Here is a 19100-nt window from a genome sequence, read left to right as displayed (position 1 = left end):
CGGCCTCGGCGGCCCGGTGAACGTCAATCCTGGAACGGCGCCTTTTTGGCGAGCTTGCGAACCACCAACCCAGGCAGCCGCAGGACGAATTCGACCATCAGCCGCGCATGCATCCAGGTCAGCAGCACGTTGTCCCGCCCATAGCGGAAGTGCGACACGCCGCCTTCCTCCGCCGTCAGGTACTTCACCGGCGCATCGATGTTCACCGGCTTCACACCGCGCCAGGCCAGCCGCACGACCGCTTCGGTGTCGAAGTCGAAGCGCCGCATCCAGGGCTGGCGCGCCATGACGGCGATCAGGTCCGGCACCGGATACACGCGAAAGCCGTAGAGCGAATCGCCGACGCCGGCGAACAGGGTTTCCAGCTGCGTCCATCCGTTCGACACACGCCGCCCGCGCACGCGCAGCAGCGGCGCGCTGGCGTCGAACACCGGGCGGCCCAGCACCATCGTCTCGGGGCGGGCCAGCGAGGCCTTCATGAACGCGGGGATCAGGTCGGCCGGGTGCTGCCCGTCGGAGTCCATCGTCAGCGCATGCGTGAAGCCCGCGTCCTGCGCGGCGCGCAGCCCGTGCAGCACCGCCGAGCCCTTGCCCTGGTTCTGCGGCAACAGCCACACGCGCAAGCCCGGGTCGCTGGCGGCCATCTGCTGCAGCCGCTCGCCCGTGCCGTCGTCGCTGCCATCGATCACCACCCACACGGGGCTCCATTGCGCGCGCGCCGCGGCAACGGTCGAGAACAGGCGTTCGCCCGTGTTGTAGCTGGGAATCAGGACAAGGTGGGTGCGCGAGGCGTCTGGCATTCGGGGGACGCGTCGGTGGCGCGCTGTTCCAGGTTTTGGCGAAAGTAGTGTTCCAGCTCGGCCTGCAGCACGTCGCTGTCCTGCGTTGGCGCAAATCGCTTGCCCAGCCGCAGCGTGAAAACGATCGGCAGCGGCGGCACGCGCCACAGCGGCCAGCCCTTGCCCAGGTAAGGCGAGTCGGTGTCGATGAACACCGTTTGAATGGGCGCCTGCGCCAGCTTGGCGATCAGCGTGGTGCCGGCACGAAAGGGGTTCAGCGGCGGCGTCACGGTGCGCGTGGCCTCGGGGAAGATCACCAACTGCCCGCCGTTGCGCAGGTCGTTCACCGCCAGGCGCACCATCGTGCGGGCCGACTTGTTGCTGATGTAGCGTGCCAGCCGGGCGCCCGCGCCCAGGAAGATGTTGCCCATCAGGTCGGCCTTCATGATGCAGGCGCTGCGGGGCAGGCGCGCCACCAGCAGCAGCGCGTCGAGCATGGTCGGGTGGTTGGCCACGAAGATCACGCCGGGCTCCTTGCGCATCGGGTCCAGGCACGCCGCGTCGATGCGCATCATGCCGGTCACCGAGGCCAGCCACCAGAACATCCGGTAGGCGAAGGCGATCGTCGTGCGGCCGAGCACGCGCGCCGGCGCAGCGGGCATCACCGGGTAGATCAGCATGGCCACCACGTTCCAGGCCAGCGAGATCAGGCCAAGGAACAGCAGCAGCGCGTAGAGCATCAACGCGAGCGGAATGGAGAGGAGGAATCGCAACACGCGAATCATTGAATCAGGCAATCGGACGGCGAGCGGTCGGACAAAGACCGGTCATGCCCGCAGCTGGCCGGCCGCAACCGTGTGGGCCTCGATCTCGACCAGCAGGTCGCTGCGGCAGATGTCCGCTTCGAGGTACACCGCGTGGCGCGCCATCGGCGCGTCCGCGCCGAGCGTGCCTTCGAGAATGCTGCGCACCGCCTCGGTGTCCGACGGATGGCGCACGTAGACCACGCAGTCGAGTTCGGCGAGCGAGAACTTCGCCGTGCCGCGCGCGTTGGCTGCGGCTACCACCGCCTGCAGGTTGCGCAGCGTTTCGCGCGTCTGCTCCAGCACGTCGCCGTGGTGCACGGTTTCGTGGCCGACGATGCTCGCTGTGCCCGAGATGAAGAGCGCGATATGGCCGTCGCCGATGTCCGACAGCGCCGCACGCGAGAACGTGGGCGAGCGCGGGCCGTAGGTTTCCGGGTAGCGGTAGGCCGAGACCTGCCGGGGGTTCTCGACCGGCAGCGGCGCCTGCTGGCCGGCCAGGAAGCGGATCGACAGGGCGCCCTGGTGGATGCCCAGCGCGCAGGCGGCGGGTGCGCCTTCGAAGGCGGCACGGCCGGCTTCGAGGAATGCTTCCTGGCGGCCCTGGTTGAACTGGCGGTAGCGTTCCAGCCCGCCGCCGTCGGCGTTGATCTGGGGCAGGTAGTTCCAGATGCGCTGCAGGTGCGGCGCGCCGGCCTGGTCGAGCGTCTTGAACAGGTCGCGGTAGGCGCGGTGCGCGAGCTCGGCCAGGCCCTGCTTTTCGGTGGCCTCGTCGAGGTCGATGGCGCCGAGCAGCCAGTGGCCGTCGGTGCGCCAGCGTGCGATGCCGGTGGTGCCCGACTCGATGTGCGGGCCGCTCACGTGCCACACGTCGGCCATGGCACCGTGCGGCGACAGCACGCGCGCGTTGACGGTCGGCATCCATGCCACGCCGTGCGGCGTTCCGTAGCCGAGCGCCGCGAAGGGCGCCTTGCCGCGGGTTGCCAGCGCCAGGCTGTCCGGCAATGAAAGGCGCTCGACGCGCAGATGGGAAGAGGTCTCGTCCTGAGATCGCACTGTCAACTGGCCTCGCCGGTGTGTTCTGGTTTGACGGCGGTATAGGCGGAGAAGACGCCGAGGCTGGCATGTCGCTGCACGTCGCGAAAGCCCGCGGCGGCCAGCGCCTGCATCACCCGTTCGGGCGGAATGCAGGCCTCGATCGTGTCCCAGTAATAGCGCCACAGTTCGGAGGTGTTGCGCTGGCGGCCCACCACGCGGGCGATCAGCGGCACCACGGCACGCATGTAGCCCTTGAGCAGCGCCGTTGCGACGCGGCCTTCGGGCTTGGTGATCTCGAGCACCGCCACGCGTCCGCCTGGACGCAGCACGCGGTGGAACTCGCTGAAGGCCGCGGCCACGTCGCTGATGTGGCGCATGGCGTAGCCCATGCTCACGAAGTCGCAGCTGGCGTCCGGCCGGGGCAGGGCCTCGGCCACGCCGCGCACCAGCTCGACGCCGGGCAGCTTGACCTGGCCCATCATCCCGGGGCTGGGGTCCACGCCCACGAGGTGGCCGGTGGAGCCGATGAGCTTGAGCGCCTCGCGGGCGACGAGCCCGGTGCCGATGCCCACGTCGAGCACCTCGGCGCCCGCGGCAAGGCCGGCCTGGCGCAGCGCCGCGCGGCGGTACGAAGGGCCGGTGCCGAAGGCCAGCACGCTCTCGATGCGGTCGTAGTCCGCGGCGGTGCTGTCGAAGATGCGCAACAGGAACGCCTGATGCTCCGCCTCGGTCTTGTAGTACAGCGGCAAGGGAGCGTGGGGCGGCAGGGGGGCGGGATTTCCCTGCTCAACGGAAGGCGATGGCGTCATCGAACGATTATCACCAAAAGCCCCGGCCCGAAATCCGCGGGCCGCCGGGCGCTGGGTGCGCCGGACAGTAAACTCGCAGCTTGCTTTGAAAACACAAGACAGCGAGATAGAAAGCCATGGCCGGACACAGCAAATGGGCAAATATTCAGCACCGGAAGGGCCGCCAGGACGAGAAGCGCGGCAAGCTCTGGACCCGTGCCATCCGCGAGATCACGGTGGCCGCCCGTGCCGGTGGCGCTGACCTGAGCGCCAACCCCCGGCTGCGGCTGGCGGTGGAAAAGGCCAAGGCCGTCAACCTGCCGATCGACACCGTCAAGCGCAACATCGACAAGGCCACGGGCAATCTCGAAGGCGTCAATTACGAAGAAATTCGTTACGAAGGGTATGGCATCGGCGGCGCGGCGATCATCGTCGACACCATGACCGACAACCGCGTGCGCACCGTGGCCGAAGTGCGCCACGCCTTCTCCAAGCATGGCGGCAACATGGGCACCGAAGGCTCGGTGGCCTTCCAGTTCAAGCACTGCGGCCAGATCATCTTCGCCCCCGGCACCGATGAAGACAAAGTCATGGAAGTGGCGCTCGAAGCGGGCGCCGAGGACGTCGTCACCGACGAAGACGGCGCCATCGAGGTGATCACCGCCGTGGCCGACTTCGAAGCCGTCAAGAACGCGCTGGAGGCCGCCGGCCTGAAGCCCGACGCGGCCGAAGTCACCATGCGCGCGGAAAACACCGTGGACGTGACCGGCGAGGACGCCGCAAGAATGCAGAAGTTGCTCGACGTGCTCGAGGACCTGGACGACGTGCAGGACGTTTTTCACAACGCCTCGCTGTCCGAGTAATGCGCGACGAGCAATGCGCGAATGAATGTTTGTTGAATCACAGCGAGAAATGAAGGCCCGCGAATGAAGGTACTGGTAATTGGGGGAGGGGGCCGTGAACACGCTCTGGCGTGGCGTCTGGCGCAGGCTGCCCGGGTGAGCCGCGTGTACGTGGCGCCCGGCAACGGCGGCACCGCGAGCGACGAACGCTACGACTGCATCGACATCACCGAGCCCGCCGCGCTGCGCGAGTGGGCCATCAAGGAAAAGATTTCGCTGACCGTGGTCGGCCCCGAGGCGCCGCTGGCAGCGGGCGTGGTGGACGAGTTCCGTGCGCACGGCCTGCGCATCTTCGGCCCGACCCAGGCGGCCGCGCAGCTCGAAAGCTCCAAGGCGTTCTCCAAGGCGTTCATGAAGCGCCACAAGATCCCGACCGCCGAGTACGAGGCGTTCACCGACGCCGCTGCCGCGCACGCCTACATCGACGCCAAGGGCGCGCCCATCGTGGTCAAGGCCGACGGCCTGGCCGCAGGCAAGGGCGTGGTGGTGGCCATGACGGCACAAGAGGCGCACGAGGCCGTCGACTTCATGCTGGTCGACAACAAGTTCGGCGTGTCGCACAACGAAGGCGGCGCGCGCGTCGTCATCGAAGAGTTCCTGCAGGGCGAGGAAGCCAGCTTCATCGTGCTGTGCGACGGCAAGAACGTCACCGCACTCGCCACCAGCCAGGACCACAAGCGCCTGCTCGATGGCGACGAAGGCCCCAACACCGGCGGCATGGGCGCTTATTCGCCCGCGCCCGTGGTCACGGCCGAGGTGCATGCCCGCGCGATGCGCGAGATCATCCTGCCGACCATCCGCGGCATGGAAAAGGACGGCATTCCGTACACGGGCTTCCTGTACGCCGGCCTGATGATCGACCCCGCCGGCCACCCGAAGACGCTCGAATTCAACTGCCGCATGGGCGACCCCGAGACGCAGCCGATCATGATGCGCCTGAAGTCCGACCTGTTCGAAGTGTTCTGGCACGCCACCGACGGCACGCTCGACCAGGTCGAACTGCAGTGGGACCGGCGCGTGGCGCTGGGCGTGGTGATGGCCGCGCACGGCTACCCGCTGTCGCCGCGCAAGGGCGACCGCATCACCGGCATTCCGCCCGAGGCGCCCGACGCCGTGGTGTTCCATGCCGGCACCACGCTGGACAACGGCGAACTCAAGACCAGCGGCGGCCGCGTGCTCTGCGTGACCGTGCTGGCCGACAGCGTGAAGCAGGCGCAGCAGCGGGTCTACGAGGTTGCGGCGCGTGTCAACTTCGACGGTGCGCAGTACCGCAAGGACATCGGCTTCCGCGCCTTGCAGGCGCGCACGGCCCCCGGCGCCTGATGCAGCACACCGATCCGTCGGCTGTCGGCGACTACCTGCGCGGACTGCAGCAGTCGATCATTGCGGCCGTCGAGCAGGCCGACGGCGGCACCTGCGTTCGCGATGCCTGGCACAAGGCGCCGGGCGAGCCGCTGCAGGGCCAAGGCCTGACCTGCATCCTCGAAGGCGGCGAACTGTTCGAGCGCGCGGGCTGCGGGTTCTCGCAGGTGCGCGGGCCCAGGCTGCCGCCGTCCGCCACGCAGAACCGGCCCGAGCTGTCGGGTGCGCCCTTCGAGGCGATGGGTGTGTCGCTGGTGTTCCACCCGCGCAACCCCTACGTGCCGATCGTTCACATGAACGTGCGCATGCTGGCGGCCTTGCCCGAAGGCGGCGAGCCGGTCTGCTGGTTCGGCGGCGGCATGGATCTCACGCCCTGCTACGGTTTCGAAGAAGACGCGGTGCATTTCCACGCCACTTGCCGCGATGCGCTCGCGCCCTTCGGTAGCGACAAGTACCCGCGCTTCAAGACATGGTGTGACGAGTATTTCTTTCTGAAGCACCGCGACGAGCAGCGCGGTGTAGGCGGCATCTTCTTCGACGATTTCTCCGAAGGCGGTTTCGAGAACGGCTTCGCGATGATCCGCTCGGTGGGCGACGGTTTCCTGCCGGCCTACATGCCCGTCGTCGAGCGCCGGCGCCACATGGCATACACCGAACGGGAGCGCAACTTCCAGCTCTACCGTCGCGGTCGGTACGTCGAGTTCAACCTGGTGTGGGACCGCGGCACGCACTTCGGTCTTCAGTCGGGTGGGCGCACCGAATCGATTCTTCTGTCGATGCCGCCGTTGGCCAGCTGGGCCTACCAGCAGCGGCCCGAACCGGGCAGCGCGGAAGCCGCGCTGTACAGCGACTTCATCGTGCGGCGCGACTGGTTGTGAGCCCTTCCGGCAAGGCCCCGCGCATCGGCGTTTTCGGTGGCGCGTTCGACCCTCCGCACAACGCCCATGTGGCGTTGGCTGAAGCCGCATTGGCCCAGCTCGACCTGGCCGAACTGCACGTGATTCCCACGGGGCAGGCCTGGCACAAGAGCCGGCCGCTCACGCCGAAGCAAGACCGCCTCGCGATGGCGCGGCTGGCGTTCTCGGCACTGAAGGGCACCGTGGTCGTCGACAGCCGCGAAGTGTTGCGCGACGGCCCCACCTACACGCTCGACACCCTGCACGAACTCCAGCAGGAACAGCCCGGCGCACAGCTGGTTCTGATCATGGGCGCCGACCAGGCCACCGCGTTGCCGACCTGGCACGGCTGGCAGGATATACTCCGCACTGCTATCGTTTCTGTAGCGTATCGCGCACTATCGACGGGCGACACTGCTCGTTTTGATCCGAAAATGCTTCCTGGCCTCCCGGCTGGCGCACGTTTCGAGGCGCTCGAATTGCCACTCATGGACACCAGCGCCACCGAAATCCGGCGGCGCGCGGCACTGGGCGTGGACATTTCCTCGCTGGTTCCGCCCACCGTTGCACGCTATATTGACCAACACCACCTCTACCGCTCTGCCTGATGACCACTGAAGCCGCCGCCAAGAAAGACACCCAGAAACTCCAGCGAGCCATCATCGATGGTCTCGAAGACGTCAAGGCGCAGGACATCCAGGTATTCGACACAGAACATCTGTCGCCGCTGTTCGAACGCGTGATCGTGGCGTCGGGCACCTCCAACCGCCAGACCAAGGCGCTGGCCGCCAGCGTGCGTGACGCGGTGCGCGAAGCCGGTTTCGGCAAGCCGCGCATCGAGGGCGAGGAAAACGGCGAGTGGATCATCGTGGACTGCGGCGCCGCCGTGGCGCACATCATGCAGCCCGCGATCCGCCAGTACTACCATCTGGAAGAGATCTGGGGCGACAAGCCGGTGCGCGCCAAGCTCGGCAGTGCAAAGCCCGCCGCATCGGCCAGCGCCTCGGTGCCGGAAGAGCCCACCGGCAAGAAGAAGCCGGCCGTGAAGGAACCGAGTCTTCGCCGCGCCAGCGCTGCCAAGACCGCGATCCGCGCAGCCGAGCAGGAAGCCAAGGCCGCGAAGGCGCCGGCCCGCAAGCCCGCATACAAGACCGCCGCAAAGACTGCGGCAAAGAAGGCACCTGCCCGCAAGACCGGCACCACCGCGCGCGTGCCGGTCAAGGTGGTGGGCAAGCCTGCCGCCAAGAAAACCGCTGCAAAGCCGGCTGCGAAGACCGCAGCCGCCAAGAAGGCGCCTGCCAAGAAGGCACCCGCCCGCCGCGCATGAAGCTGCTGGTGGTCGCCGTCGGGCAGCGCATGCCCGATTGGGCGCAGACCGCCTGGGACGACTACGCCAAGCGCTTCCCGCCCGAGCTCAAGCTCGAGCTGCGCGCCGTCAAGACCGAGCCGCGCGGCTCCAAGACACTGGAAACCTTGTACGCCGCCGAGCGCGAGCGCATCGAAGGCGCCATTGCCCGCGGCATGCGCATCGTCGCGCTCGACGAACGCGGCACGGCGCTGACCACCAAGGCGCTGGCGACGCGGCTGCAGACCTGGCAAGGCGAGGGCGATGACGTCGCCCTGGTCATTGGCGGGCCCGATGGACTCGACCCCGCATTCAAGGCCGCGGCCCACGAACGCATCCGCCTGTCGGACCTGACGCTGCCGCACGCCATGGCGCGGGTGCTGCTGGTCGAGCAGCTGTACCGGGCATGGTCGGTCAACGCAGGTCATCCCTACCACCGCGAATGACGGGCGCCAACGGGCAGGCTGCGTTGCTCGAAGAGAAGGGGCATGCGCTTGTGCCCTCGCTGTTGCCCCCCGATCTGCTGAACGGCACTGCGCGGTCCCTCGACCAATGGCTGGGCGAGGCGGCAGGCAGCCGCAATCTGCTTACCCAGCCGCAGTGCCGCGACATGGCGGTTCAGGTGAAGGCAATGCTGGTCGCCAAGGGCCTGCTCGATGCTTCCTCGGTCGCGGTGCAGTGCACGCTGTTCGACAAGACGCCCGGCAGGAACTGGCTGGTCGCGTTGCACCAGGACACCTCGATTCCCGCATCGGCCGCCGGCATGGCGAGCGTCCTCAAGGAAGGCGAGCCCTATGTGCAGCCGCTCGTCGAGGTGCTGCAATCGCTGCTCGCCGTGCGCGTGCACCTCGACGATTGCGGTGCCGATGCAGGCCCCTTGCGCGTGGTGCCCGGCAGCCATCGCGCCGGACGGCTGGACGATGCGCAAGCGCAGGCCCTGCGTGCCGAGCACGGCGAAGCCATCTGCACCGCCGCGCGCGGCGACGCCTTGCTGATGCGGCCGCTGCTGCTGCATGCCTCGTCCCGCGCCAGCTCGCCGGCGCGGCGCCGCGTGCTTCACTTTCTTTTCGGACCTGATCGCCTGCCACATGGCCTGGTCTGGAACCGCACCGTCGCCGGCACCCAGCCGGCGCATCAGGAGAACTGAACCTTGTCGGACTTCATCTACCTCGCCTCGCAGAGCCCGCGCCGCGCCCAATTGCTCGGACAACTCGGCATTCGCCACGAGCTGCTGCTGGCCGATGCCAGCGAAGACGCCGAGTCGCTCGAAGTGGTGCTGCCCAACGAGGCGCCCGCCACCTATGTGCAGCGAGTGACTGCGCTCAAGCTCGACGCGGCCGTGGCGCGCCTGCACCGCCGGGGCCTGGCCGAGGCGCCGGTGCTCTGCGCCGACACCACGGTGGCGCTGGGCCGCACCATCCTCGGCAAGCCCGAGGACGAGAAGGACGCGGCGCGCATGCTGCGGCTGCTTTCAGGCGCCACGCATCGCGTGCTGACCGCGGTGACGCTCCAGCATGGCCCGCAGCGCGTTGCGGCGCTCAGCGTCTCGCGCGTGCGCTTCGCGAAGATCACCGATGCGCAGATCGCGCGCTACGCGCAAAGCGGCGAGCCGTTGGGCAAGGCCGGCGCCTATGCCATCCAGGGCGCGGCGGCCGCGTTCATCGAGCACATCAGCGGGTCCTATTCGGGCATCATGGGCCTCCCCATGTTCGAGACCGCAGAGCTGCTTCGAAGCGCCGGTTTCAATACTTAAGAATTCCATGCAAGACATCCTGATCAACTGGTCCCCGCAGGAGACCCGTGTGGCGCTGGTCGAGCACGGCGCGGTGCAAGAGCTGCACGTCGAGCGCACGCTGGAGCGCGGACTGGTCGGCAACGTCTACCTGGGCAAGGTGTCGCGCGTGCTGCCGGGCATGCAGTCGGCCTTCATCGACATCGGGCTGGAGCGCACCGCCTTCCTGCACGTGGCCGACATCGTGGCGCCGTTCACGCCGGGCTCGCGCCCCAGCGCGCCCGCACCGGAGCGCGACCACCGCAACGGCGGCCCGATGGTGCCGATCGAGAAGCAGGTGTTCGAAGGCCAGTCGCTGCTGGTGCAGGTCATCAAGGACCCCATCGGCACCAAGGGCGCGCGGCTGTCCACGCAGATCAGCATCGCCGGGCGGCTGCTCGTGTTCCTTCCGCAGGACAACCACATCGGCGTGTCGCAGAAGATTCCGCCGGACCAGCGCGAGTCGCTGCGCAAGCGCATGCTCGCGCTGATCGAGGCGGCTGCCGCGGCCGACAGCGGCGGCGTGGTGCCGGTGAACACCGGCGGCTTCATCCTGCGCACCAACGGCGAGGAGTCCAGCGACGCCGAGCTGGCCGAAGACATCGACTACCTGCGCAAGACCTGGTCGCGCATCCGCGACGCCTCGATGCGGATGCCCGCGATGTCGCTGCTGCACCAGGACCTGAGCCTGCTGCAGCGCGTGCTGCGCGACATGACCAGCGAAGACACGCAGACCATCCGCATCGACTCGCGCGAACAGTTCGAGGTGCTGCTGAAGTTCGGGCTCGAATTCATGCCCAAGGCGGCCGGCAAGCTGCAGCATTACAAGGGCGAGCGCCCGATCTTCGACCTGTATTCGGTCGACGAGGAAATTGCCAAGGCGCTGGGCCGGCGGGTGGAGCTCAAGTCGGGCGGTTACCTCGTGGTCGACCAGACAGAAGCGCTGACCACGGTCGACGTGAACACCGGCGGCTTCGTGGGTGCGCGCAATTTCGACGACACCATCTTCAAGACCAACCTCGAAGCAGCGCAGGCCATTGCGCGGCAGCTGCGGCTGCGCAACCTGGGCGGCATCATCATCGTCGACTTCATCGACATGGCCCGCGACGACCACCGCGAACAGGTGCTGGCAGAGTTCCGCAAGCAACTGGCGCGCGACCGCGTGAAGACCACCGCGGGCGGCTTCTCGCAGCTCGGGCTGGTCGAGATGACACGCAAGCGCACGCGCGAATCGCTGGCGCACATGCTGTGCGAGCCCTGTGTGGCCTGCGGCGGCCAGGGCATCGTGAAGACCGCGCGCAGCGTGGCCTACGACGTCATGCGCGAGATCCTGCGCGAAGCGCGGCAGTTCACGCCGCGCGAGTTCCGCATCGTGTCGTCGCCGCAGGTGATCGAGCTGTTCCTGGACGAGGAAAGCCAGCACCTGGCGGGGCTGAGCGACTTCATCGGCAAGCCGATTTCGCTGCAGTCGGAGCCTGCGATCGGGCAGGGGCAGTACGACATCGTGCTGCTTTGAGCGCCGGTCAAGGCGCGATCAAGGGGCTCTGAGGCGCGCAGCGCGCCTCAGAGCGTCGGGTCCTGCCCTGGCTTGGCGCTGCGCACCGCCAGCGTCTGCAGACGCGCGTAGAGCCCGTCCAGCGCCATCAGCTGTTCGTGGCTGCCTTGCTCCGCGATGCGGCCTTGCTCCATCACGATGATGCGGTCGGCGTGCTGGATGGTCGACAGGCGGTGGGCGACGATCAGCGTGGTGCGGTTCTGCATCAGGCGCTGCAGGGCGTCCTGCACCAGCCGCTCCGATTCGGTGTCGAGCGCCGACGTGGCCTCGTCGAGCAGCAGCACGGGGGCGTTCTTGTAGAGCGCGCGCGCAATGGCCAGGCGCTGGCGCTGTCCGCCCGAGAGCTGCGTGGCGTTGTGGCCCAGCACGGTGTCTATGCCTTGCGGCAGGCCTTGCACGTGCGAACTCAGGTTGGCGGCTGCTATGCATTCCAGCACGCGCTCGCGGTCGATCTGCGAGCCCAGCGCCACGTTGGCAGCGAGCGTTTCGTTGAGCATCACCACGTCCTGGCTCACCATGGCGAACTGCGCGCGAAGGCTCTTGAGCGACCATTCGCTGGTGTCGTGCCCGTCGAGCAGCACCTGGCCGCCGCTGGGCTGCACGAAGCGCGGCAGCAGGTTGACCAGCGTGGTCTTGCCCGAGCCCGAGGGGCCGACGAAAGCCACGACCTGGCCGGGTTCGATGACGAGGCTCACGCCGTCGAGCGCGCGCTGTTCGTCGGCGCCGCGGTAGCTGACCTGCACATTGCGCAGTTCGATGCGGCCGTCGGCATGCGCCAGCGAGAAGCTGCCTTGCGACTCGGGCGCCACTTCGTCGATCAGCACCAGCCCGCGCTCCAGGGCGGCCAGGCCGCGCGTGATGGGGGCGGCCATGTCGGCCAGGCGGCGGATGGGCGCGATCAGCATCAGCATGGCCGTGATGTAGGCGACGAAGCCGCCCACCGTCAGGCCCTGTTCGCCGCTCTGCCAGAGCGCGATCATCACCACGACCGACAGCGCCAGCGACGCCATCATCTGCGTGAGCGGGGTGGTGGCGGCCTGTGCGATGGTCGACTTCACGGCCAGGCGGTTCAGCCTCTGGCTCAGCTGCTCGAAGCGCTCGCCCTGCGCCGCCTCGGCACCGTGCAGGCGCACCACACGGTGCGCCAGCACGTTTTCCTCGACCACGTAGGCGAGTTCGTCGGTGGCTTGCTGGCCCTGCTGCGTGAGGCGGTACAGGCGCTTGGAGAACACCTTCATGATCCAGGAGATGCTGGGCACCAGGAAGGCCACGATCAGCGTGAGCTTCCAGTTCAGGTAGACGAGGTAGGCGAGCAGGGCGATCAGCGTGAAGCCGTCGCGCGTGAGGCCGAGCAGCGCCTGCACCAGCAGCATGGCGCCGGTCTGCACCTCGTAGACCACCGTGTTCGACAGCGCACTGGCCGACTGGCGCGTGAACAGCGCCAGCTCGGCGCCCATCAGCCGCTCGAACAGCACGCGCCGCAACCGCTGCATGCCTTCATTGGCAATGCGCGACAGGGCATATTGGGAGATGAACTGGGCGATGCCGCGCACCGCGAACAGCAGCAGGACGGCGGCCGGCACGATCCACAGCGCGAGCTGCCCGCGGTTGAAGCCGCGGTCAAGCAACGGCTTGAGCAGGGCGGCCATCAGGGGTTCGGTGATGGCGGCCATGAGGGCGCCGATCAGGCCGGTGGCCCACCATTGGCGCGAGCCGCCGAACCAGGTCATGAGTCGCGCCAGACGGCGCATCAGGGGGGGGCGCGCGTTCTCGCTGCCGGGGGAAGGTTGCATGGCGGCGGATTCTACGGGGGGCCCTTTCCGGCGGGCTGGCGCAGGTGCATTGAATCGGCCGTGTAGGACCGCGTCGCCGGATACACGTTTTGTGACGGCGACTGCGGGCCAGTGTGTAACATGTGGCCCGTCACGCCGGTAGGAAACTTTTTCGCCGGAAACCTCTCCGAACCGCATGAACAAGCCGTTGCCAACTCCAATTCCAACTCCTTCTTCATCGTTATTTGCACGCCGCTCGCTCATAGCGGCCCTTGCAGCCACCCCCATGCTTCCTGCACTGGCCCAGTTCCGGGTCGAGGTGTCGGGCGTCGGGCTCACGCAATTGCCCATCGCGCTCGTTCCGTTCAAGGGACAGGAAAGCTCGCCCCAGAAGATCTCCGACATCGTCCAGGCCGACCTCGAACGCAGCGGCCAGTTCCGCGGCGTCGACGCTTCGGGCCAGGCGCTGGACGAGGCCTCGCGTCCCGACCTGTCGCTGTGGCGCCAGCGCACGGCCGATTCGCTCGTGGTGGGCAGCGTCAGCAAGCTGGCCGACGGCCGCTTCGACGTGCGCTTCCGCCTGTGGGACGTGGTGAAGGGACAAGACCTGGGCGGCCAGAGCTACACCGTGCCTCAAGGTGACCTGCGCCTCGCGTCGCACCGCATCGCCGACTACGTGTACGAGAAGCTGACCGGCGAGAAGGGCATCTTCTCGACCCGCATCGCCTACGTCACCAAGGGTGGCAGCCGCTACTCGCTGTGGGTGGCCGACGCCGACGGCGAAAACGCGCAGGCTGCGCTGGCCAGCCCCGAGCCCATCATCTCGCCCTGCTGGTCGTCCAACGGCCAGCAGCTCGCGTACGTGTCGTTCGAGTCGCGCAAGCCGGTCGTGTACGTGCACAACGTGGCCAGCGGCCAACGCCGCCTGCTCGCGAACTTCAAGGGCTCCAACAGCGCCCCTGCCTGGGCACCGGACGGCAATTCGCTGGCCGTGACGCTCAGCCGGGACGGCGGCTCGCAGCTCTTCACCATTCCGGCCAGCGGCGGCGAACCGCGCCGCCTCACGCAGAGTTCCAGCATCGACACCGAGCCGGTCTACTCCGCCGACGGCAGCACCATCTACTTCGTGAGCGATCGCGGCGGCGCGCCGCAGATCTACAAGATGGGCGCCAGCGGCGGCAACCCGACCCGGGTGACCTTCAGCGGCACCTACAACATCTCTCCGTCTGTCAGCGGCGATGGCCGGTGGTTGGCCTACATCTCTCGCGTGGGCGGCGCCTTCAAACTCCATGTAATGGAGTTGTCCACCGGCACAGTGAACGCCATCACCGACACGACCGCCGACGAAAGTCCGAGTTTTGCCCCCAACAGCAAGTTGATCGTCTACGCCACGCAGCTGCAAGGCCGCGAAGCGCTGATGACCACCACGCTGGACGGAAAAATAAAAGCCCGGCTGGCAGGACAGGCGGGAGACATAAGAGAACCGGACTGGGGTCCGTTTCAAAAGCAATGATCAAGGTTTATTTGAGGAGTTCGAAATGTTGAAACGCACAATTTATTCGCTGGCCATCGTGGCTCTTATTGCCGGTTGCTCGTCGGGCACCAAGCTCAACGACACCCCGGTCACCGACCGTTCCGGCGCTGGCGCCGGCCAAGGTGGCCAGAGCAGCGTGGCGCCTGTCACCATCGATCCGAACGCGGGCACCGCGCAAGGTCCGGTCAATGTGGCCCGCGTCATCTACTTTGACTACGACAGCTACACCGTCAAGCCTGAATTCCAGTCGGCCATCGACGGTCATGCGCGTTTCCTCAAGGCGAACCCGCAACGCCGCATCTCGATCGAAGGCCACACCGACGAACGCGGTGGCCGCGAGTACAACCTGGCACTGGGCCAGAAGCGCTCCGAAGCCGTGCGTCGTGCACTGACCCTCCTGGGCGTGAGCGACAACCAGATCGAAGCCGTGAGCTTCGGCAAGGAAAAGCCGGCCGTCACGGGCTCGGGTGAAGAAGTCTGGGCGCAAAACCGCCGCGCCGAAATCACGTACCGCCGGTGATGCATCGCGCTGTGTTGCGAGGCGCAGCGTTGGCTGCGGCCTTGCTTTGCGCCTCGGTCGGTTCGCAGGCCGCGTTGTTCGAGGACGACGAGGCCCGCAAGGCCATCCTCGACCTGCGCCAGCGCGTCGAGGCCATGCGCCAGCAGACCGACCAGCGGCTGACCGACGAAAACGGGCAGCTGCGGCGCAGCCTCCTCGACCTGCAAAGCCAGATCGAGCAGATGCGCGGCGACCTGGCCCGCATGACCGGGCAGAACGAGCAGCTCACACGCACGCTGAGCGACATGCAGTCGCGCCAGACCTCCCTGGACGACAAGCTCAAGCAGAGCGAGCCCTCGAAGGTGTCCGTGGACGGCCGCGAGTTCAACGCCGACCCCAAGGAAAAGGCCGATTTCGAAGCCGCCCTCGGTGTGTTTCGCGCGGGCCAGTTCGCGCAGGCGCAAACTGCCTTCGCCGAATTCGTCAAGCGCTATCCGCAAAGCGGCTACAACGCCTCGGCGTTGTTCTGGCTGGGCAATGCGCAGTACGCCACGCGCAACTACAACGAAGCCATTGCGAACTTCCGCTCCATGCTCTCGCTCGCGCCCGACCATGCCAAGGCCCCCGAGGCCGTGCTGTCGATCGCGAACTGCCAGATCGAGCTGAAGGACACGCGCGCCGCGCGCCGCACGCTGGAAGACCTGACCAAGGCCTACCCGCAGTCCGAAGCCGCACAGGCCGGACGCGAGCGCCTCTCGCGCCTGCGCTGATGCCAGCGGACCTCGCTTGAGCGCCGTCATCGCTGCCGATAGCGCACCTCCTGTCGCCGCGGGTGTCTTCACCGACACCGCGGCGCCTGATCTCGCGCGCCGCTTCGGCGGCCTCGAGCGCCTGTACGGCGTTGCGGGTGCCGCGCGGATCCGCGATGCGCACGTGCTGGTCGTCGGTATCGGCGGCGTGGGGTCGTGGGCGGTCGAGGCCCTGGCTCGCAGCGGGGTGGGGCGCTTGACGATGATCGATCTGGACCATGTGTCGGAGTCGAACATCAACCGCCAGATCCATGCGCTCGAGGCGACGGTGGGGCAGGCCAAGGTCGAAGCGATGCGCGAGCGCATTGCGCAGATCAACCCCGGGTGCAAGGTTCACGCGATCGACGAGTTCGTCGAGCCCGGCAACTGGACCACGCTGCTCGACGCGGCGCAGGCTGCGAACGGGCCGGCAACAGCCGTCATCGACGCTTGCGACCAGGTGAAGGCCAAGCTGACCATGGCCGCATGGGCGCGTTCGTCGCGCGCTGCGTTCATCACGGTGGGTGCGGCGGGCGGCAAGCGGCTGGCGCACAAGGTCGACATCGACGACCTGTCTCAGGTCACGCACGACCCGCTGCTGGCGCAGCTTCGCCAGCGCCTGCGCAAGGAGCACGGCGCCCCGCGCGAAGGCAAGAAGATCGGCGTGACCTGCGTCTTCAGCCGCGAAAGCGTGGCGCCGCCCGATGCGTCGTGCGCCATCGAAGGCGACGGGTCGCTCAACTGCCACGGCTACGGATCGGTGGTCAGCGTGACCGCAACTTTCGGCCAATGCGCGGCAGGTTGGGTGCTCGACCAAATCGCGTCTAACGTCACGCTATAATCTTAGGCTTTGCCGGATTCAACGTCGGCAAAAAGCAAAAAAATGGTTCCGGGACGTTAGCTCAGTTGGTAGAGCAGCGGACTTTTAATCCGTTGGTCACTGGTTCGAATCCAGTACGTCCTACCAGAACCCTTTGCAGGATCATCAAAGCCAGCTGTCTACCCGATAGCTGGCTTTTTTCTTGGGAACAGAACTCCAGAACTCCAGAACTCCAGAACTCCCGAACTCCCACTCGGCACGCCACCCGCTGCCGGGCGAACTCAAGTGTCATCTGCACTGTGAATACCGCTGCCGCCTTTCTTCCGTCCCACCACAACCTGTGGGTTGTCGCCGCGTCGCTGCTCCTGGCGACACTCGCTTCGTACGTGGCGCTGGACCTGGCGCGCCGCGTCCGGCATGCCAGCGGAAAGCCGCACCTGCTGTGGTGGGGCATCGGGTCGCTGGCCATGGGCACGGGGATCTGGTCGATGCATTTCGTCGGCATGCTCGGCTTCACGCTGCCGATCGCGCTGGGTTTCTCGGGGGCGACGACGCTGACATCATGGGTGGCCGCCGCGACCGCATCCGGCATTGCGCTGTGGGTGGCCAGCGAGGCGGACTACAGCCTTCGGCGCGTCGCCATCGCCTCGCTGGCCATGGCCATCGGCATCTGCGGGATGCACTACATCGGCATGGCCGCGCTGGACATGTCGCCGCCCATCGTCTGGCACGTGCCGACGGTGCTGGCGTCGCTGCTGATCGGCCTGGCCGCCTCGGCCGCGGCGCTGTTCATCTTCAAGTACCTCGGCGAGGTCCACAGCGCCCATCGCGTGGCCTTTCAGTTGCTGGCCGCGGTGGTCATGGGCATTGCGATCTGCGGTATGCACTACACGGGCATGGCGGCGGCGAACTTCCCCGCGGATTCGGTCTGCCGCAGTGCTGACGGGCTGTCGGGCTCCGAACTCACCACCATCGTCGTGCTGGCGTCGGGCCTGCTGCTGCTGGGCACGCTGTTCACCTCGATCCTGGAGTCGCGGCTGCAGCAGGTGGCCAGGCGCCTGTCGCGCTCGCTCGAGGAGGCCAACGCCGAGCTCACGCAGGCCAACCGGGAGCTGCAGAAGCGCGCCTTCACCGATGCGCTGACCGGTCTGCCCAACAGGATACTGTTCGAAGACCGGCTGCGCCACGCGCTGCTGCGCATGGAGCGAGCCAACCAGCACCAGGTGGAAGAGCGCATTGCCGTGCTCTTCGTCGATCTCGACGGCTTCAAGCCGATCAACGATTCCTTCGGCCATGCGGCCGGCGACCAGATCCTGCGCGCCGCCGCCGAGCGGCTCGCCGAAGCCACGCGAGAAAGCGACACCGTGGCACGCATCGGGGGCGACGAGTTCCTGCTGCTGTTCGAAGGCGTGAGCGACCGCGCGGAATGCGCGCAGGCGGCCAACCGGGTGCTGCGTGCGCTCAGCCAGCCTTTCAACGTGATGGGCAGGCAGTTGCAGATTGCCTGCTCGATCGGCATCGTGCTGCATCCGGAGCAGGGCGAACCCGACAAGCTCGTGGCCAACGCCGACGCCGCCATGTACGAGGCCAAGCGCGCCGGCGGCGGCAACTATGTGATGTTCGAGTCGCACATGGGTGCTGATGTCGTGAGGCAATTGCAGTTGCAAAGCGACCTGCGCCGGGCGGTCGAGCTCAAGCAGTTCGAGCTGTACTACCAGCCCAAGATCAACGGCGCGGGCGACACCCTCAGCGGCGTGGAGGCGCTGGTGCGCTGGAACCACCCGCAGCAGGGCCTGATCGGCCCGAACGACTTCATCGGCCTGGCGGAGCGCTTCGGCCTCATCGTGCGCCTGGGCGACTGGATTCTGGACGAGGCCTGCCGCCAGATCGCGCAATGGCGGGCGCAAGACATCTGGATGAGCGTGGCGGTCAACTTGTCGGTCATGCAGCTGCGCGAGATCGATTTCGTCGCGCGCGTCGAGCAGACCTTGGCAAGGCACCAGGTGCCCGCCTCCTTGCTGCTGTGCGAGATCACCGAGTCGGTCGCCATGGAAGACATCAAGGCCACCCAGCGCACCTTCGAGGGGCTGGCGCGCGTGGGCGTGTTCCTGTCGATCGACGATTTCGGCACGGGCTATTCCAGCCTGAGCCATCTGCGCAAGCTGCCGGCGCGCCAGGTGAAGATCGATCGCAGCTTCGTGCAGGACCTGCAGGCCAAGGGCGACGCGCGCGCCGTAGTGGACGCCGTCATCCGCCTGGCCCATGCGCTGGGCTTGAGCGTGGTGGCCGAGGGCGTGGAGAACGAGGCGCAGCGCGACATCCTGCTCGCCATGGGGTGCGACGAACTGCAGGGCTTTCTCTATTCGCGGCCCTTGCCCGCGGGCGACTTGCTCGAGTGGTTCTCCAGGCGCGAAGGCGCCGCCGCGGGCTGAGGCCTCAGGCCTCAGG

General features: G+C 67.3%; 19 protein-coding genes and 1 tRNA gene. 15 read left to right on the top strand and 5 right to left on the bottom strand.

The window, feature by feature from the left end; translation table 11 throughout:
• Window positions 1-23: 23 nt before the first annotated feature.
• The 4 genes from ACSFBM_RS07420 to ACSFBM_RS07405 are packed head-to-tail and all read right to left on the bottom strand — an operon-like array spanning window position 24 to window position 3429.
• Complete coding sequence (locus tag ACSFBM_RS07420) at window positions 24-800, bottom strand: glycosyltransferase family 2 protein (RefSeq protein WP_435438258.1); 777 nt, start codon at window positions 798-800, stop codon at window positions 24-26.
• The gene (locus tag ACSFBM_RS07415; RefSeq protein WP_435483798.1) at window positions 767-1564 is read right to left on the bottom strand and encodes a lysophospholipid acyltransferase family protein; all 798 of its coding nucleotides are present in this window, start codon (window positions 1562-1564) and stop codon (window positions 767-769) included. Before ACSFBM_RS07415 ends, ACSFBM_RS07420 begins: the two co-directional genes overlap by 34 nt.
• A gap of 42 nt (window positions 1565-1606) precedes the next feature.
• Complete coding sequence (locus tag ACSFBM_RS07410) at window positions 1607-2638, bottom strand: chorismate transformation FkbO/Hyg5 family protein (RefSeq protein ID WP_435484775.1); 1032 nt, start codon at window positions 2636-2638, stop codon at window positions 1607-1609.
• 2 nt (window positions 2639-2640) lie between these two features.
• Window positions 2641-3429 carry a class I SAM-dependent methyltransferase gene (locus ACSFBM_RS07405; RefSeq protein WP_435483797.1) on the bottom strand — a complete coding sequence of 263 codons (789 nt, stop codon included), beginning with the start codon at window positions 3427-3429 and terminating at the stop codon, window positions 2641-2643.
• Window positions 3430-3545: 116 nt separating this feature from the next.
• Here ACSFBM_RS07405 and ACSFBM_RS07400 point away from each other — a divergent pair, with 116 nt between their 5' ends.
• The 9 genes from ACSFBM_RS07400 (at window position 3546) to rng (ending at window position 11200) form a co-directional block, all read left to right on the top strand.
• The gene (locus ACSFBM_RS07400) at window positions 3546-4271 is read left to right on the top strand and encodes a YebC/PmpR family DNA-binding transcriptional regulator (protein ID WP_435483796.1); all 726 of its coding nucleotides are present in this window, start codon (window positions 3546-3548) and stop codon (window positions 4269-4271) included.
• Between the two features lie 63 nt (window positions 4272-4334).
• Window positions 4335-5633, top strand: a complete 1299-nt coding sequence (purD, locus tag ACSFBM_RS07395; protein WP_435483795.1) for a phosphoribosylamine--glycine ligase — start codon at window positions 4335-4337, stop codon at window positions 5631-5633.
• A complete protein-coding gene (gene hemF, locus ACSFBM_RS07390) occupies window positions 5633-6550 on the top strand; it encodes an oxygen-dependent coproporphyrinogen oxidase (RefSeq protein WP_435483794.1) in 918 nt (305 codons plus the stop codon). The genes purD and hemF overlap by 1 nt, the downstream gene beginning before the upstream one ends.
• Window positions 6547-7176, top strand: a complete 630-nt coding sequence (gene nadD, locus ACSFBM_RS07385; RefSeq protein WP_435483793.1) for a nicotinate (nicotinamide) nucleotide adenylyltransferase — start codon at window positions 6547-6549, stop codon at window positions 7174-7176. The genes hemF and nadD overlap by 4 nt, the downstream gene beginning before the upstream one ends.
• Entirely contained in the window at window positions 7176-7895 is a 720-nt protein-coding gene (gene rsfS / locus ACSFBM_RS07380; protein WP_435483792.1) for a ribosome silencing factor, read from the top strand. Before nadD ends, rsfS begins: the two co-directional genes overlap by 1 nt.
• The gene (rlmH, locus tag ACSFBM_RS07375) at window positions 7892-8359 is read left to right on the top strand and encodes a 23S rRNA (pseudouridine(1915)-N(3))-methyltransferase RlmH (protein ID WP_435438267.1); all 468 of its coding nucleotides are present in this window, start codon (window positions 7892-7894) and stop codon (window positions 8357-8359) included. Before rsfS ends, rlmH begins: the two co-directional genes overlap by 4 nt.
• On the top strand, window positions 8356-9060 hold the full coding sequence (locus tag ACSFBM_RS07370; protein ID WP_435483791.1) for a phytanoyl-CoA dioxygenase family protein: 705 nt from the start codon (window positions 8356-8358) through the stop codon (window positions 9058-9060). The genes rlmH and ACSFBM_RS07370 overlap by 4 nt, the downstream gene beginning before the upstream one ends.
• 3 nt (window positions 9061-9063) lie before the next feature.
• Window positions 9064-9666, top strand: coding sequence for a Maf family protein (locus ACSFBM_RS07365; RefSeq protein ID WP_435483790.1), 603 nt, complete (start codon window positions 9064-9066; stop codon window positions 9664-9666).
• A gap of 7 nt (window positions 9667-9673) precedes the next feature.
• Window positions 9674-11200, top strand: coding sequence for a ribonuclease G (gene rng / locus ACSFBM_RS07360; protein ID WP_435483789.1), 1527 nt, complete (start codon window positions 9674-9676; stop codon window positions 11198-11200).
• Between the two features lie 47 nt (window positions 11201-11247).
• On the opposite strand, the gene msbA is transcribed toward rng, so the two are convergent.
• A complete protein-coding gene (gene msbA / locus ACSFBM_RS07355) occupies window positions 11248-13032 on the bottom strand; it encodes a lipid A export permease/ATP-binding protein MsbA (RefSeq protein ID WP_435438271.1) in 1785 nt (594 codons plus the stop codon).
• Window positions 13033-13297: 265 nt separating this feature from the next.
• Here msbA and tolB point away from each other — a divergent pair, with 265 nt between their 5' ends.
• The 6 genes from tolB to ACSFBM_RS07325 all read left to right on the top strand — a co-directional run bounded on the left by tolB (window position 13298) and on the right by ACSFBM_RS07325 (window position 19084).
• Window positions 13298-14524, top strand: a complete 1227-nt coding sequence (gene tolB / locus ACSFBM_RS07350) for a Tol-Pal system beta propeller repeat protein TolB (RefSeq protein ID WP_435438272.1) — start codon at window positions 13298-13300, stop codon at window positions 14522-14524.
• 25 nt (window positions 14525-14549) lie between these two features.
• Window positions 14550-15065 carry a peptidoglycan-associated lipoprotein Pal gene (pal, locus tag ACSFBM_RS07345; RefSeq protein ID WP_435483788.1) on the top strand — a complete coding sequence of 172 codons (516 nt, stop codon included), beginning with the start codon at window positions 14550-14552 and terminating at the stop codon, window positions 15063-15065.
• On the top strand, window positions 15065-15814 hold the full coding sequence (gene ybgF, locus ACSFBM_RS07340; protein WP_435438426.1) for a tol-pal system protein YbgF: 750 nt from the start codon (window positions 15065-15067) through the stop codon (window positions 15812-15814). The genes pal and ybgF overlap by 1 nt, the downstream gene beginning before the upstream one ends.
• Before the next feature lie 16 nt (window positions 15815-15830).
• Complete coding sequence (locus tag ACSFBM_RS07335; RefSeq protein WP_435483787.1) at window positions 15831-16673, top strand: tRNA threonylcarbamoyladenosine dehydratase; 843 nt, start codon at window positions 15831-15833, stop codon at window positions 16671-16673.
• Between the two features lie 50 nt (window positions 16674-16723).
• Window positions 16724-16799: transfer RNA gene (locus ACSFBM_RS07330), tRNA-Lys, on the top strand.
• A 152-nt stretch (window positions 16800-16951) separates the two neighbouring features.
• The gene (locus ACSFBM_RS07325) at window positions 16952-19084 is read left to right on the top strand and encodes a putative bifunctional diguanylate cyclase/phosphodiesterase (RefSeq protein ID WP_435483786.1); all 2133 of its coding nucleotides are present in this window, start codon (window positions 16952-16954) and stop codon (window positions 19082-19084) included.
• The last annotated feature ends 16 nt before the right edge of the window (window positions 19085-19100 follow it).

This window comes from Variovorax pasteuri, from assembly GCF_051216435.1.
Classification (GTDB): Bacteria; Pseudomonadota; Gammaproteobacteria; order Burkholderiales; family Burkholderiaceae_C; genus Variovorax.
The sequence above is the reverse complement of the archived record's forward strand: the minus strand, read 5'-3'. Positions and strand labels throughout refer to the sequence as shown.